Origin of the sequence: Streptomyces sp. CB02009, from assembly GCF_001905825.1 — a bacterium.
GTDB lineage: Bacteria > Actinomycetota > Actinomycetes > Streptomycetales > Streptomycetaceae > Streptomyces.
The window spans coordinates 281,042-295,918 of sequence record NZ_LIVV01000001.1 but is presented as its reverse complement, the minus strand read 5'-3'; the positions used below and the strand labels follow the sequence as shown (position 1 = coordinate 295,918).

Here is a 14,877-nt window from a genome sequence, read left to right as displayed (position 1 = left end):
CGCGCCCGCGGCTGCGATCATTCACCCATGGACGCGTCGCAGGGGGAAACGTTGGAGGTCGTCGACCACGTCGACGCCCTGGAGACCGCAGGCCGGGCCCTCGCGGTGGCCGCGGGCGAGGCCGGGCCGGACGCGGAGGTGCCGACCTGTCCCGGGTGGCGGGTCCGGGACCTCCTCCGGCACATCTCGATGGTGCACCGCTGGGCCACCGATCTCGTGGTCCACGAACGCACCGCGTACCGGCCGGAAGACGGTGAGACCTCGCTCGACGGTGAGGAGCTGCTGGCGCACTTCCGCGAGGGGCACACGGCTCTGGTCGCCGCCCTGCGGGCGGCGCCGGAGTCGCTGGAGTGCTGGACCTTCCTGCCCGCGCCCTCGCCGCTCGCCTTCTGGGCGCGGCGGCAGGCGCACGAGACCACCGTCCACCGCGCGGACGCCGAGGCGGCGCTCCCCGCCGGGCCGCTGCCGGTGCAGCCGCTGATCGCGGCCGACGGCATCGACGAGCTGCTGCTCCGGTTCCACGGCCGGAGCCGGAGCCGGGTGCGGACGGCCGGGCCCCGGACCCTGCGGGTGCGGGCGACCGACACGGGCGACGTGTGGACGGTGCGGCTGTCGGCGACCGAGCCGCCCCGGACCGAGCGGGCCGGGAGCGCGTCGGAGCCGGTGGACGCCGAGTTCGCCGGGGCCGCCGACCGGCTGTACCTCTTCCTGTGGAACCGGCTGCCCGTCGACGCCGTGACGCTCACCGGCGACGCGGAGCTCGCACGGACGTGGCGCGAGACCTCCGGGATCGTCTGATCCCGAGCCGGGGCGGCCCGGGCGGTCCGGGGCGGGCGGGACGGTCCGGGCGGTCCGCTCAGGCCGTTCCGTCCAGCATCCGGGTCAGTACCTCGCGCTGGAGGGGCCGGACCTCGGCATGGCGGGCGAGGCCCTTCTCGGTCAGCCTCACCTGGACGCCGCGCCGGTCCTCCGCGCACATCCCCCGCACGACCAGGCCGTCCTTCTCCAGGCGTGCGATCAGCCGCGACAGGGCGCTCTGGCTGAGGTGGACCCGGCCGGCCAGCTCCTGGACGCGCCAGGAGGCCGGGCCGTCCTCCGCCGCGCCCTCCGCGAGCACGTCGAGGACCTCGAAGTCGCTGGCACCGATGCCGTACGGGTGGAGCGCCCGGTCGAGCTCACAGGTCGTACGGGCGTGCAGGGCGAGGACGTCACGCCACTCGTCCACGAGCGCGCGTTCGGACTTGTTCGCTGCCATGGCCGCACGGTAGCAGAAACGGCCCCTTTTGTTGCACGGGAATTAAATGCACTCGCATTCAATGCATGTGCATGTACTGTCCTGTCCATGACCTCTCCGCTCACCGACGCCCCCGCCGGCGTGCCCGACTCCACCCCGGAACGCTGGAGTCCGCGCCTCTGGGGCACCCTGCTCGTGCTCTGCGCCGCGATGTTCCTCGACGCCCTCGACGTCTCCATGGTCGGCGTCGCCCTGCCCTCGATCGCCACCGACCTCGGCCTCTCCACCGCCACCCTCCAGTGGATCGTGAGCGGCTACATCCTCGGCTACGGCGGCCTGCTCCTCCTCGGCGGCCGCGCCGCCGACCTGCTCGGCCGCCGCCGGGTCTTCCTCATCGCGCTGGCCGTCTTCGCGCTCGCCTCCCTGCTCGGCGGGCTCGTCGACTCCGGGCCCCTGCTGATCGCCAGCCGCTTCATCAAGGGGCTGAGCGCCGCGTTCACCGCCCCGGCCGGCCTGTCGATCATCACCACGACCTTCAAGGAGGGCCCGCAGCGCAACCGGGCCCTGTCGATCTACACCACCTGCGCCGCCACCGGCTTCTCGATGGGCCTGGTCCTGTCCGGGCTCCTCACCGAGCTGAGCTGGCGCTGGACGATGCTGCTCCCCGCCCCGGTCGCCCTCGTCGCCCTGGTCTTCGCGCTCCGCCTCATCCCGCACAGCGCCCGGGAGAACTCCTCCGGCGGCTACGACCTGCCGGGCGCCGTCACCGGCACGGCCGCGATGCTGCTGCTCGTCTTCACCGTCGTCCAGGCCCCCGAGACGGGCTGGACCTCCGTGCGCACCCTGCTGTCCTTCGCGGTGGCCGCCACGCTGCTCGTCTCCTTCGTCCTGATCGAACGCCGCAGCGCGAGCCCCCTCGTGCGGCTCGGGGTGCTGCGGTCCGGCTCGCAGGTGCGGGCCCAGCTCGGCGCGGCGGCGTTCTTCGGCTCGTACGTCGCGTTCCAGTTCATCGTGACCCAGTACATGCAGTCACTGCTCCACTGGTCGGCGCTCCAGACGGCCCTCGCGTTCCTGCCGGCCGGAGTGTTGGTGGCGCTCTCCTCCACCAAGATCGGCGGCATCGTGGACCGCTTCGGCACCCCCCGGGTGATCGCCGCCGGCTTCACGCTGCTCGTCGTCGCGTACGCCCTGTTCCTGCGGATCTCCCTGACCCCGCAGTACGCCGCCGTCATCCTGCCGTCGATGCTGCTGCTCGGCGCGGCCTGCGCGCTCGTGTTCCCCTCGCTCAACATCCAGGCCACCAACGGGGTCGACGACGACGAGCAGGGCATGGTGTCGGGACTCCTCAACACCTCGATCCAGGTCGGCGGCGCCCTGTTCCTCGCCGTCGTCACCGCCGTGATCACCGCGGACGGCGGCGAGGGCACCGCCTCGCCGCAGGCGGTCCTGGACCACTTCCGTCCCGGCCTCGCCGTGGTCACGGTCATCGCCCTGGCCGGACTGCTCATCACGCTGCCGGGCCTCCGGACGAAGCGGCGGCAGGACGGCGAGCCGTCGGTCGTCGTCGCCCGCTCCGCACCGCCGGAAGCGGACGCCGCGGCGGCCGGCAGCGGTACGGCCACCGAGGAAGCTCCGGCGAAGGTCGCCGTCCGCGACTAGGCGCCGCCTCCGTCGGGGTCAGCCGAGCCAGCCGGGCCGTACGAGGCCCGACTCATAGGCCATCACGACGAGTTGGGCGCGGTCACGGGCGCCGAGTTTCACCATGGCGCGGCTGACGTGGGTCTTGGCGGTGAGCGGGCTGACGACCAGCCTGCGGGCGATCTCCTCGTTCGACAGGCCGATGCCCACCAGGGCCATCACCTCCCGCTCCCGCTCGGTCAGGGCGCCGAGGGCCGCCGTCGCCCCCGGCGCCTTGGAGCGGGCCGCGAACTCCTCGATCAGGCGGCGGGTCACCCCCGGGGAGAGCAGGGCGTCCCCGTGGACGACGGCGCGCACGGCCCGCAGCAGCTCCTCCGGCTCGGTGTCCTTGACCAGGAAGCCGGAGGCACCCGCGCGGATCGCCTCGAAGACGTACTCGTCGAGTTCGAAGGTGGTCAGCATGACGACCCGGACCTCGGCGAGGTCCGGGTCGTCCGTGATGCGGCGGGTGGCCTGGAGCCCGTCGAGCCCCGGCATCCGGATGTCCATGAGGACGACGTCGGGGCGCAGGGCGCGCACCCGCGCCACGGCCTCGTCGCCGTCGGAGGCCTCCCCCGCGACCTCGATGTCAGGCTGGGCGTCGAGCAGCGCGCGGAACCCCGCCCGGACCAGCGACTGGTCGTCGGCGAGCAGCACTCGGATCACGGGGTCTCCTGCGGTGACGGGGGCTCTTCCTGGTGGAGCGGGAGGACGGCGTGGACCCGGAAGCCGCCGTTCGGGCGTGCGCCCGCCTCGATGGTGCCACCGAGGGCCGCGGCCCGCTCCCGCATGCCGGCGAGTCCGTTGCCGCTGCCCCCCGCCTCGGTTCCGGTGGCCGGGCCGTCGTCGTCGACCATCAGGTCCAGGTGCCCGGAGCCGTACCCGATGCGGACCCTGGCGGTACGCGAACCGGAGTGGCGTACCACGTTGGTGAGCGCCTCCTGCACGATCCGGAAGGCGGCGAGGTCGGCGCCGGGCGGCAGGTCGGTGCGCGGTCCGGTCCTCGCGACGGTCACGGTGAGGCCCGCGGCGGCGGCCTGTTCGACGAGCTCGGGGAGCCGGCCGAGCCCGGGGGCGGGCGCGCGGGGCGCCTCGCCGCGGGTGCGCAGGGTGTCGAGGACCTGGCGCACCTCGCCGAGCGCCTCCTTGCTGGCCGCTTTGATGGTGGTCAGCGCGGTGCGGGCCTGCTCGGGGTCGGAGTCCAGGAGGGCGAGGCCGACCCCGGCCTGCACGTTGATGACGGAGATCGAGTGGGCGAGCACGTCGTGGAGTTCCCTGGCGATGCGGAGCCGCTCCTCGTCGGCGCGCCGCTGCTCGGCTGCGGCCCGGTCGGCCCGTAGCTGCGCCCGCTGCTCGCGCCGGACGCGGACGGTCTCGGAGGCGGCCAGCACGGCGACGGCGAACGCGGCCGCGGGCAGCTCCTGCCCCCAGGGGGCGGGGCCGTCGCCCGCCGGTGGCAGCCAGCGGTAGAGCCAGTGCGAGAGCAGCAGGTGACCGGTCCAGAGCAGGCCGAGGGCCCAGGCGGCGGCGGTCCGGTGCCCGTGCACGACGGCCGCAAAGCAGGCGACGGCGACCATGACGAACACCGGGCCGTACGGATAACCGGCCGCGAGATAGCCGAGGGTGACGGCCGCGACGCCGGACACCACCGGTACAGGCCACCGGTGACGGAACAGCAGGGGCGCGGCTCCGAGGAGCAGCAGGGCGCGGCCGAGCGCGTCGAGCGCCTCCCGGTCGGGCTGGTTCCTCGCGGCGAACCCGGTCCCCGCCATGACGACCACGGCGACCAGGAGCGTGGACCGCCAGGGCAGGCCGTGTCCGCGGTCCCCGCGCTGCCACCGGCCCCAGGCACGGCCGGCCGGCCGGGCCGGGCGCTCGTGCGGGCGGGATGCGCCCGCCCGGGATGCGCTCCTGCGGGATGCGCGCGCCCGGGACTCGCTCCCCGGCGCGCGCGCCGACTCCGCGTCGCCGCGTCCGCGCCCTGGTCCGCGCTCGTGCCCGCGCCTCCGCTCCTGATCCATGTCCGCCACGCTAACCGTGCGGAACCCGTGGAAACGTCAGCCCGACGGGGTGGTCACCCGTACTCCCGTCGGAGTAGGCGACACCCCGGCCCTGCCGGAGCGAGCGGGATGCCGTCCACACCGACGACTCCCGTCGACTCACGGCGACTGACGGCGACTGACGGCGACTCACGGCCGTACCGGAGCGAGCGCGGATCAGCAGGTGGTGCAGGCGCATCCGCCGTCCGGTGCCTCGGCGGTCCCGGCGGGGAGGCCGGCGTCGGCCTTGACGACGTAGACCTCCCAGGGCTCCTTGCCGGGGCCCTGGACCCAGACGGTCCAGTCGGGTGTCTTCCCGGAGAACACCGCGAGCCTCGTGCTCCACGCGAGGGCGGGCTTCCGCGTCGTGGGCACTCGGGAGCGCCTCGGCCGCCACCGGGGCGCCTGGCGGGACGTCATCCTCGTCGAACGTCGCAGCCCCGCCGTCGACTGACCGACCGGCGGCGATTCCGGCGGCCTCAGGAACGTGGCAGCAGCCCCACGTCCTGGCCGAGGCGGCGGGCCGACGCGGCGAAGAAGGCGTCGCGGTCCTCGACGATGTTGTGGAAGTGGCCGAACACCTCGAAGGAGATCAGCCCGAAGAGCTGCGACCAGGCCGCCACGAGCGCGACGGCGAGGGCCGGCGGAAGGTCCGGGGCGATGTCGGCGGCCAGCCGGGCGGCCTCGGGGCGGAGCCCTTCCGGGAGCGGGGGCAGGGCGACGCCCTCGCCGGTGTGGGCACTGCGCGCGGCCTCGATGAGGACGAGGCCGACGCGGGAGGCGGGGACGATCGTGTCCTGGGGCGCGCTGTAGCCGGGGACGGGGGAACCGTAGATCAGTGCGTACTCGTGCGGGTGGGCGACGGCCCAGACACGGACGGCGCGGCACACGGCGGTCCACCGGTCGAGGGGGCGCTGCCCCGCCGTCTCGGCGGCGGCCTTCTCCGCCGCGGCGCCGATCGCGTCGTACGCGTCGACGATCAGCGCGGTGAGCAGGTCGTCCCGGCTCGGGAAGTAGCGGTAGAGCGCGGAGGAGACCATGCCCAGCTCGCGGGCGACGGCCCGCAGGGACAGTTTGGCGGCCCCCTCGGCGGCGAGCTGGGTGCGGGCCTCGTCCTTGATGGCGGCGGTGATCTCGATACGGGCGCGGGCGCGGGCTCCTCGAACGGTCGTCATGGAGAGCAGTGTGCCACTTCCAGAGCACCGATACGAAACGAGAGCGGCGCTCTTGATTGTGAGCACCGATTCCTGCACACTCGCATCAAGCGAGAGCAGTGCTCACACTTCGCCTCTCCCGGCTGCGCCGCACCCGCGACCGCAACCACCCGGCAGCGCCCGATCCTCCAGGAGGACCTCATGTCCGCACGGCCCACCGGCTCCGACCCCGCCACCCACGTCATGAAGCCCGGCTGGCTCACCGTGAACGTCCTCAACCGGACCGTCGCCTGGGCGACCCGGCGCGGCATCAGCGTCTGGGGTTCCCGCGTACTGGCCGTCCGCGGCCGCAAGAGCGGCGAGTGGCGCCGCACGCCCGTCAACCTCCTGACGGTGGACGGCGTCCGCTACCTCGTGGCCCCCCGCGGCCACGTCCAGTGGACCCACAACATGCGTGCCGCCGGCGGCGGGCGGCTGATCCTCGGCAAGCACGTGCAGGACTTCACCGCCGTCGAGGTCGCCGACGACGACAAGCCCGTCCTCCTGCGCGCCTACCTCAAGCGCTGGAAGGCCGAGGTCGGCGTCTTCTTCGGCGGCGTCGGCCCCGACTCCTCCGACGAGGAACTGCGCGCCATCGCGCCGAAGCACCCCGTCTTCCGCGTCACGCCGACGGGCCCCACCACTCCCGCCGCGTGAAACCGGCCGGAGCGGCGGAGCCCGTCCACCGCACGCACTTCATGGGCGCCGCCAGGTGCCCCTGGTGCGACACCTGGTACGCCTGCTGCACCTACTGCAACCTGGTGCGCCTGGTGCGCCGATCCGAGGTGTCAGACCACTTCCGGAGTTTCGGGAGCCTCCGGCTTCGCGGAGGCGTCGGCCTTCGGGCCGGTCTGCGGCTCGTCCCGCACCTCCGCCTTCGCCTCCGCCGTCGCGTCCGTGTCGGCTTCCGCCTCGGCCTCGGGTGCGGACCGCTCCGCCTTGCCGACGCCCCGGCCCGCCGGACCGACGCCCGACGACGTGTCCATGCGCTTGTCGAGCATCTCCAGCGCCCGCCGGGCCATGCCGTTCGAGCGGACCATGCCGCCGAGCGTCGCCGAACCCCGGGTGATGTCGGCGAACGCGTTCCAGGCGGGACGCAGCCCCGTCAGCGTCGCGTGCAGCAGCCCCGGCCGCCGCTCGAACACGGCGAGCATCCGCCGCCCGACGGCCATCTCGACCCCGAGCCCGGCCTTGATGGCGAAGGCGTAGTTCAGGGCCTGACGCCGTGCGTCGACCGCGTCGTTGGCCTCGGCGACCCGGACCGCCCACTCGCCGGCGAGCCGGCCCGAGCGGAGCGCGTACGAGATGCCCTCACGCGTCCACGGCTCCAGGAGCCCCGCCGCGTCACCGCAGACGAGGACCCGTCCGCGGGAGAGCGGCGAGTCGTCGGTGCGGCAGCGCGTCAGATGGCCGGAGGAGACCGTGGGCTCGAAACCGGACAGGCCGAGCCGGGCGACGAAGTCCTCCATGTACCGCTTGGTGGCGGCGCCCTCGCCGCGCGCCGAGATGACACCGACCGTCAGGGTGTCGCCCTTGGGGAAGACCCACCCGTAACTGCCGGGCATCGGGCCCCAGTCGATGAGGACGCGGCCCTTCCAGTCCTCCGCCACGGACGGCGGTACGGGGATCTCCGCCTCCAGGCCCAGGTCGACCTGACCGAGCTTCACCCCGACGTGCGCGCCTATCCGGCTGGCACTGCCGTCGGCGCCCACGACCGCGCGCGCGAGCACGGTCTCGCCGTCGGCGAGGACCACGGCGACCGTCCGCCGGTCCGGGACCGCAGGACCGTGCTGCTCCACGCGGGTCACCGTGACCCCGGTGCGCAGCTCGGCGCCGGCCTTCTGGGCGTGCTCGACGAGCTGGGCGTCGAACTCCGGGCGGTTGATGAGCCCGAAGAGCATCTTCCGCGAACGGCGGGTACGGGCGAACCGGCCGTCCAGGGAGAAGGTGACGGCGTGCACCCGGTCCTGGAGGGGCAGTTCGAAGCCGGGCGGCAGACAGTCGCGGGAGGGGCCGATGATGCCGCCGCCGCAGGTCTTGTAGCGGGGCAGCTCGGACTTCTCCAGGAGCAGCACCCGTCGCCCGGCCACCGCCGCGGCGTAGGCCGCGGACGCGCCGCCGGGGCCGGCGCCGACGACCACGACGTCCCAGATCTCGGTGTTCTCGGCGTCCACGCCGTCGACGCCGTCCGCGCCCGCCGGGGCGGTCACGGCGTCGGCTTCCACGAGGTCCGAGGCCTCCTCCGCGGCCGCCTCGTCTTGCGGCACGGGGGACGCCTCGGCATCCGTGACCCCGTGCGCGACCTCGTCCGCAACCCCGTGCGCGACCTCGTCCGCAACCCCGTGCGCGACCTCGTCCGCGACGTCGTGCGTGGCCTCGTCCGGCACCGCGTCCGTGATCCCCTCAGGAGCCGCGCCTCCGGGCGCGGCGTTCTCCGGACCGGCGTTCTCCGCTTGCTCGCTGCTCACGATGTGCTTCTGCTCCTGATCCGACCGGTGGTCTGCTCCTGACGCATCCTACGGCGCGGTAGCCAGAGGCCCGCGCCGTAGGATCGGCGGTGCGTTCGCCGTACCACGACATACGCCGAACGCCGTCCTTACGTCGTAAACGTCGCACCCACCAGGAGCGTGCCCATGACCTCGAATCCGATCGCCGAGACCGTCCGGTCCCTGATGCCCCGGGCCAAGGCCGAGCTCACGGAGCTGGTGGCCTTCGAGTCGGTGGCGGACGAGGCCGTGGCGCCCCGCAGCGAGTGCGAGGGCGCCGCGAACTGGGTCGCGGACGCGCTGCGCGCCGAGGACTTCCAGGACGTGGCACTGCTCGACACCCCGGACGGCTCGCAGGCCGTGTACGGCCTCCTGCCCGGTCCGGCCGGCGCGCCGACCGTCCTTCTCTACGCGCACTACGACGTGCAGCCGAAGCTGGACGAGTCCGCCTGGCTCACCCCGCCGTTCGAGCTGACCGAGCGGAACGGGCGCTGGTACGGGCGCGGCACGGCCGACTGCAAGGGCGGCTTCATCCTGCACCTGCTCGCGCTGCGCGCCCTCAAGGCGAACGGCGGCGTTCCGGTGACGGTCAAGGTGATCGTCGAGGGTTCCGAGGAGCAGGGCACCGGAGGCCTGGAACGGTACGCGGAGCAGCACCCCGAACTGCTCGTGTCCGACGCGATCGTGATCGGCGACGCGGGCAACTTCCGGGTGGGGCTGCCGACCGTCACGGCGACCCTGCGCGGCATGACGATGATCCGGGTGGGGATCGACACCCTGGAGGGCAACCTGCACTCGGGTCAGTTCGGCGGCGCCGCGCCGGACGCGCTGGCCGCGCTGATCCGCGTCCTGGACTCGCTGCGGGGCCCGGACGGCTCGACCGTCATCGACGGGCTGCCGGGCGACCAGGTGTGGGAGGGGCTGCAGTACCCGGAGGAGGACTTCCGCCAGGACGCGAAGGTCCTCACGGGCGTGGCACTGCCGGGGGCCGGCACGGTCGCCGACCGGATCTGGGCCCGTCCCGCCGTCACCGTCATCGGCATCGACTGCCACCCGGTGGCCGGGGCGACCCCGTCGATCCCGTCGTCGGCCCGCGCGCAGCTCAGCCTGCGGGTGCCGCCGGGCCTCGACTCGGCCGAGGTGACGAAGCTGCTCTTCGCGCACATCGAGAAGCACACGCCGTGGAACGCCCGGGTCTCCCTCGAACAGGTCGGCCAGGGCCAGCCGTTCCAGGCGGACACGTCGAGCCCGGCGTACGCGTCGATGGCCGAGGCGATGCGGATCGCGTACCCCGGTCAGGAGATGCAGACGGCGGGCATGGGCGGGTCGATCCCGCTGTGCAACACGCTGGCCTCGCTGTACCCGGAGTCGGAGATCCTGCTGATCGGTCTGAGCGAGCCGGAGGCGCAGATCCACGCGCCCAACGAGTCCGTCTCGCCGGACGAGCTGGAGCGCCTCTCCGTGGCCGAGGCGCACTTCCTGGTCAACTACGCCCGCCAGAAGCAGAACTGACGAGCGGACGTGTTCAGCGCTCGGCGAAGCTCGCCGAGAGCGTAGAAGCGTACGGCGGACCCGCGGAGCTCCGTAGGTTCGCCGTATGGCATCCATCGAGCTCACCAGGATCACCCCGCGGCTGCACCTCCTCGACTACTCCGTCGGCCAGGCCTACCTCTGGCAGGACGGCGAACCAGGACGGGAGGAGCTGACCCTGATCGACGCCGGCTGGGCCGGCTTGGCGGACGAGACGGCCGCCGCGATACGGTCCGCCGGTCTGGATCCGGACCGGCTGCGCCGGATCGTGCTGACGCACTGCCATCGGGACCATGTGGGCTCGGCGCAGGAGCTCGCGGACCGGCACGGGGCCGAGATCCTCGCGCACGGGCTCGACGCGCCGGTGATCCGGGGTGAGGCGCCGGTGCCGGAGCCGCACCTCCTGGACTGGGAGGTCCCGCTGCTGGAGCACGGCGTCGGCGTGCCGGAGGCGCCGCCGACCCGGGTCGACCGGGAGGTCGAGGACGGCGAGGTGCTCGACTTCGGCGGCGGCGCGGTGGTGGTGCACGGTCCCGGCCACACGCCCGGTTCGATCGCGGTCCATCTCCCGCGCCACGGTGTGCTGTTCGCCGGGGACACGGTGGCGTCGGTGCCGGACGTGATGTTCGGTGTGTTCCACGTCGACCGCGCTCTGGCGCTGGACTCGATGCGGCTGTTCGCGAAGCTGGGCCCGTCGGTGCTGTGCTGCGGTCACGGCGCTCCGGTGGCCTCGGACACGGCGGCGCGGTTGAGCGCGGCGGCGGCGACGGCGACGGCCTGACCACGAGGGCTCCGGAGCCTGCCCCGGTCTCTCCGCGCGGAGGCCGACCGCGAGGGCTGCGCACTCGACCGCGGTCCCGCCGCGCGGGCCCGACCGCGGTCCCTCCCCGCGGGCCCGACCGCACTGCCTCCGCGCGGACCCGGCCGGGCCCCCTGCCGGGAAGCCGGCCGTGGTCCCCCTGCGGGGAGGCCGGCCGTGCTCCCCGCAGGCATGCCGGCCGCGGCCGTCAGCCCACCGGGTCCCCGGCCTCCAGGTTGAGCACCGTGCCGCGCTCGCGGGCGCGCAGGGCCCAGCGGAGGCGGCGGTAGCGGACCGGGGGCAGGAGGTCGGCGGCCTCCTCCTCGGTGACGAAGCGCCAGTCGCGGAGTTCGGCACCGGGGAGCCGGAGGCGCCGCGTGTCGGCGGGGCCGAGGGTGCCGCCGTCGAAGAGGAGGCGGAGCCCGCCGTGGCCGGGGGGCGCGGGGCGTTCCCAGTCGACGAGCAGGAGGCGGGGTACCGCGTCGAGTTCGAGGCCTATCTCCTCGGCCACCTCGCGCATTCCGGCGCGGGCCGGGGGCTCGCCGGCCTCGACGACTCCGCCGGGGAACTCCCAGCCCGGCTTGTAGGTGGGGTCGACCAGGAGGAAGCGGTCCCGCTCGTCGAAGAGCAGGACTCCGGCGGCGACGGTCTCGGCGGTCGGCTCGGGGGTCTGGACGATGCCGCAGGGGGCGGCGCGGCCGGTCCGGACGGCGTCGGCGACGGACCGGGCGGCCTCGGCCGCGGTGAGCGCCGAGGTGTCGACCGCGTAGGCGTCGTCGGCGAGCCAGTCGAGCGCGGCGCGGTACGGCGCGAGATGGCCGTGGCACCACTCCCGGACGCGGGCGTCGACGTCGGGGTCGCCGTAGTCGGCCCTGCCGTCGATCCGCCGCCGCAGGATCGTTTCCTCCGGGGCGAGGAGGACATGGCGGACGTCGATGCGGCGGGCCGCGAGCCCGCCGAAGATCTCGTCCCGGTACTCCTGGCGCAACAGGGTCATGGGGACGACCAGGACCCCGCCGAGCTCGGCGAGCAGGGCGGCGGCGGTGTCGACCACGAGGCGCCGCCAGATCGGCAGGTCCTGGTAGTCCTCGACCTCGGCGAGCCGCTTGGGCGGCAGCAGGCCGCGCAGGCCCGCGCCGGTGGCCTCGGGGTCGTACAGCGTGCTGTTCGGGATCAGATCGACCAGCTCGCGCGCGGTGCTGGACTTGCCCGCGCCGAACGCACCGTTGACCCAGACGATCACGATTCCCCCTCTTCGACAGCCCCCTGTGGATTGCCCCCAACACCCTGCCACGAAAACCACGAACACATGTGCTGGCATATGCGTCCGCCTGGGCATGAGCGTGACACTTCCGCGCGGGGGTCGTTGAGAACGGCAAGCACGAGGGGGTGCGCAGAGATGACGCGTAGGGTTCTGGAACGTTTTCCGGCCGGCGGCCCGCGGGGCAGCTGGCCGGCGGAGGAGTTCGCCGGAGCGCGCAGGGACGAGGGGGTGCCGGCCCGGGTCGTGATGGACCTGGAGTCCGACGCCTTCCTGGTGATCGTCGAACAGCGGACCGCCGAGCGGGTACGGGAGGAGTGAGCCGGGGCCGGACCGCCGACGGGCTCCTCAGGCCGTCGCGGCGGACTTACGGGCTCCTCAGGCCGTCGCGGCGGCCGCGGCGGCGCCCAGGAGGCCCGCGTCGGTGCCCGTGAGGGCCGGGACGACCGTCAGGTTCCGGACGAAGTCGAGCGTGGCGTACGTCGAGAGGCCGCGGCGCAGCGGGGCGAAGAGGACCTCTCCGGCGCCCGCCACCCCGCCGCCGACGACCGCGATGTCGATCTCGACGAGGGTCGCCGTCGCGGCGATGCCCGCCGCGAGGGCCTGGGCCGCCCGCTCGAACGAGGCGACGGCGACCGGGTCCCCCGCGCGTGCCGAGGCCGCGACGGCGGCGGCGGAGGCGTCGCCGTCGGGTCCCGGGCGCCAGCCGTGCTCCAGGGCGCGGCGGGCGATGTGCGGGCCGCTGGCGATGCGTTCGACGCAGCCGCGTCCGCCGCAGGCGCAAGGCTCGCCGTCCATGTCCACGACCATGTGGCCGATGTGACCGGCGTTGCCGGTGGGACCCGGGTGGAGTCTGCCGCCGAGGACGAGGCCGCCTCCGACGCCGGTGGAGACCACGAGGCAGAGGGCGTTGTCGTGGCCGCGGGCCGCGCCGAGCCAGTGCTCGGCGGCCGTCATGGCGACGCCGTCGCCGACCAGGGTGACGGGCCGTCCGCCGGCCGCCTTGTGGACCCGTTCGACGAGCGGGAAGTCGCGCCAGCCGGGCACGTTGACCGGGCTGACACTCCCTCGGCAGGCGTCGACCGGGCCCGCGCTGCCGATGCCGACGGCCCTGGCGGCCTCCCACAGCGGCGAGCGGGCGAGCTCGGCGAGCACCTCCTCGACCGCGCCCATCACCGTCTCGCCGTCCTCACGCGCGGGCGTGGGCCGCTGGGAGCGGACGCGGATGCGCCCCTCGCCGTCGACCAGGGCACCGGCGATCTTGGTGCCCCCGATGTCGAGAGCGGCGACGAGTCCGTCGAGGGGTCCCGTGGCGGGATCGGTCTGCATGGGGGCGGGGTCTCCAGTCGGCGACGGGCGGACGACACGGTGTCTATGGTGTCCCGTTCCGTACAGTCTCCCCTCCCATGACAACGTTGTCCAGGCCCTATGATTCGGCCAGGGAGTCGATCAGACCCCACCGCAGGACCGACCGGACCGCTCTTCGGCCGGACACCCCGACCTTCGACGGAGGAACCGCGCACCGTGGCCGACATCGCCCGCCGCACCGAGCACCGCTACGGCAACCGGCCCACGATGAAGGACGTCGCCGCGCGCGCGGGCGTCGGCCTGAAGACGGTGTCCCGGGTCGTGAACGGCGAGCCAGGGGTCACCCCGGACACCGAGCGCCGGGTCCAGGAGGCCATCGAGGCGCTCGGCTTCCGGCGCAACGACAGCGCCCGCGTCCTGCGCAAGGGCAGGACGGCGACCGTCGGCCTCGTCCTGGAGGATCTCGCCGACCCGTTCTACGGGCCGCTCAGCCGCGCAGTCGAGGAGGTCGCCCGGGCGCACGGGGCGCTGCTCATCAACGGTTCCAGCGCCGAGGACCCGGCCCGGGAGCAGGAACTGGCGCTCGCCCTCTGCGCGCGCCGGGTCGACGGTCTGATCGTCATCCCCGCCGGTGACGACCACCGGTATCTGGAGCCGGAGATCAGGGCGGGCGTCGCCACCGTCTTCGTCGACCGCCCCGCGGGGCTGATCGACGCCGACGCCGTGCTGTCCGACAGCTTCGGCGGGGCACGCGACGGCGTGGCCCATCTGATCGCCCACGGACACCGCCGGATCGGCTTCATCGGCGACCGGCCCGGGATCCACACCGCGTCCGAGCGGCTGCGCGGCTACCGCACCGCGATGGAGGACGCGGGCCTGCCCGTCGACGACAGCTGGGTCTCGCCGGGCTCCACGGAGCCCGAGCGGGTGAGGAAGGCCGTACGGGAGATGCTCGACGCGCCGGAGCCGGTGACGGCCCTGTTCGCGGGGAACAACCGGGTGATGGTCACGGTGGTCCGGGCCCTCGCGGGGCATCCGAGGCCGGTGGCCCTGGTCGGCTTCGACGACATGGAGCTGGCCGACCTGCTGGGCGTCACGGTCATCGCCCAGGACGCGGCCGCGCTCGGCAGGACGGCGGCGGAGCGGCTCTTCGCGCGTCTCGACGGGGTCGACGACGCGCCGGAACGGGTGGTGCTGGGCACCACGCTCCTGGCGCGCGGTTCGGGCGAGATCCCTCCGTCGGCCGTCTGACCGAGGGATGCCGGGCCGGTGGCCGGCCCGGCGGGTGGGGCGTCGGGACCGCGGCCGGCCGCGTCCCGGTGCCCGCGGGGGCCGCCCGTCGCGCGGCGG

The 14,877-nt window shown here is 74.2% G+C and carries 14 protein-coding genes and 1 pseudogene; 8 read left to right on the top strand and 7 right to left on the bottom strand.

What is annotated here, in order from left to right:
- Nucleotides 1-51 precede the first annotated feature (51 nt).
- Nucleotides 52-798: a maleylpyruvate isomerase family mycothiol-dependent enzyme gene (locus tag AMK27_RS01410; protein WP_073902192.1), complete on the top strand. Its 747-nt coding sequence runs from the start codon at nucleotides 52-54 to the stop codon at nucleotides 796-798.
- 58 nt (nucleotides 799-856) lie between these two features.
- Here AMK27_RS01410 and AMK27_RS01405 read toward each other — a convergent pair whose 3' ends face one another.
- Nucleotides 857-1,255, bottom strand: coding sequence for a MarR family winged helix-turn-helix transcriptional regulator (locus AMK27_RS01405; protein WP_073902191.1), 399 nt, complete (start codon nucleotides 1,253-1,255; stop codon nucleotides 857-859).
- 87 nt (nucleotides 1,256-1,342) lie between these two features.
- On the opposite strand from AMK27_RS01405, the gene AMK27_RS01400 reads away from it, so the two are divergent.
- The gene (locus AMK27_RS01400; protein ID WP_073902190.1) at nucleotides 1,343-2,893 is read left to right on the top strand and encodes an MFS transporter; all 1,551 of its coding nucleotides are present in this window, start codon (nucleotides 1,343-1,345) and stop codon (nucleotides 2,891-2,893) included.
- Nucleotides 2,894-2,911: 18 nt separating this feature from the next.
- On the opposite strand, the gene AMK27_RS01395 is transcribed toward AMK27_RS01400, so the two are convergent.
- The gene (locus AMK27_RS01395) at nucleotides 2,912-3,577 is read right to left on the bottom strand and encodes a response regulator transcription factor (RefSeq protein ID WP_073902189.1); all 666 of its coding nucleotides are present in this window, start codon (nucleotides 3,575-3,577) and stop codon (nucleotides 2,912-2,914) included.
- On the bottom strand, nucleotides 3,574-4,932 hold the full coding sequence (locus AMK27_RS01390; protein ID WP_445194824.1) for a sensor histidine kinase: 1,359 nt from the start codon (nucleotides 4,930-4,932) through the stop codon (nucleotides 3,574-3,576). Before AMK27_RS01390 ends, AMK27_RS01395 begins: the two co-directional genes overlap by 4 nt.
- A 298-nt stretch (nucleotides 4,933-5,230) precedes the next feature.
- Here AMK27_RS01390 and AMK27_RS43285 point away from each other — a divergent pair.
- Nucleotides 5,231-5,404 (top strand): annotated as a pseudogene (locus tag AMK27_RS43285) (GNAT family N-acetyltransferase); the annotation flags it as partial.
- Between the two features lie 25 nt (nucleotides 5,405-5,429).
- Here the strand turns inward: AMK27_RS43285 and AMK27_RS01380 are convergent.
- The gene (locus AMK27_RS01380; RefSeq protein WP_073902188.1) at nucleotides 5,430-6,125 is read right to left on the bottom strand and encodes a TetR/AcrR family transcriptional regulator; all 696 of its coding nucleotides are present in this window, start codon (nucleotides 6,123-6,125) and stop codon (nucleotides 5,430-5,432) included.
- A gap of 180 nt (nucleotides 6,126-6,305) precedes the next feature.
- Between AMK27_RS01380 and AMK27_RS01375 the strand changes: the two genes are divergently transcribed.
- Nucleotides 6,306-6,800 (top strand): nitroreductase family deazaflavin-dependent oxidoreductase, encoded by a 495-nt coding sequence (locus AMK27_RS01375; protein WP_073902187.1) that lies wholly within the window; start codon nucleotides 6,306-6,308, stop codon nucleotides 6,798-6,800.
- A gap of 131 nt (nucleotides 6,801-6,931) precedes the next feature.
- On the opposite strand, the gene AMK27_RS01370 is transcribed toward AMK27_RS01375, so the two are convergent.
- Nucleotides 6,932-8,353 (bottom strand): geranylgeranyl reductase family protein, encoded by a 1,422-nt coding sequence (locus AMK27_RS01370; protein WP_241847353.1) that lies wholly within the window; start codon nucleotides 8,351-8,353, stop codon nucleotides 6,932-6,934.
- A 423-nt stretch (nucleotides 8,354-8,776) separates the two neighbouring features.
- Between AMK27_RS01370 and AMK27_RS01365 the strand changes: the two genes are divergently transcribed.
- Nucleotides 8,777-10,141, top strand: coding sequence for a dipeptidase (locus AMK27_RS01365; RefSeq protein ID WP_073902186.1), 1,365 nt, complete (start codon nucleotides 8,777-8,779; stop codon nucleotides 10,139-10,141).
- An 85-nt stretch (nucleotides 10,142-10,226) separates the two neighbouring features.
- The gene (locus AMK27_RS01360) at nucleotides 10,227-10,940 is read left to right on the top strand and encodes an MBL fold metallo-hydrolase (protein WP_445194823.1); all 714 of its coding nucleotides are present in this window, start codon (nucleotides 10,227-10,229) and stop codon (nucleotides 10,938-10,940) included.
- Between the two features lie 226 nt (nucleotides 10,941-11,166).
- On the opposite strand, the gene AMK27_RS01355 is transcribed toward AMK27_RS01360, so the two are convergent.
- Nucleotides 11,167-12,201, bottom strand: coding sequence for an NUDIX hydrolase (locus AMK27_RS01355; RefSeq protein ID WP_073902185.1), 1,035 nt, complete (start codon nucleotides 12,199-12,201; stop codon nucleotides 11,167-11,169).
- Between the two features lie 156 nt (nucleotides 12,202-12,357).
- Between AMK27_RS01355 and AMK27_RS01350 the strand changes: the two genes are divergently transcribed.
- Nucleotides 12,358-12,540, top strand: a complete 183-nt coding sequence (locus tag AMK27_RS01350; protein ID WP_073902184.1) for a hypothetical protein — start codon at nucleotides 12,358-12,360, stop codon at nucleotides 12,538-12,540.
- 57 nt (nucleotides 12,541-12,597) lie between these two features.
- Here AMK27_RS01350 and AMK27_RS01345 read toward each other — a convergent pair whose 3' ends face one another.
- Nucleotides 12,598-13,548, bottom strand: a complete 951-nt coding sequence (locus AMK27_RS01345) for an ROK family protein (protein WP_073902183.1) — start codon at nucleotides 13,546-13,548, stop codon at nucleotides 12,598-12,600.
- 195 nt (nucleotides 13,549-13,743) lie between these two features.
- Here AMK27_RS01345 and AMK27_RS01340 point away from each other — a divergent pair, with 195 nt between their 5' ends.
- A complete protein-coding gene (locus tag AMK27_RS01340; RefSeq protein WP_073902182.1) occupies nucleotides 13,744-14,778 on the top strand; it encodes a LacI family DNA-binding transcriptional regulator in 1,035 nt (344 codons plus the stop codon).
- Nucleotides 14,779-14,877 lie beyond the last annotated feature (99 nt).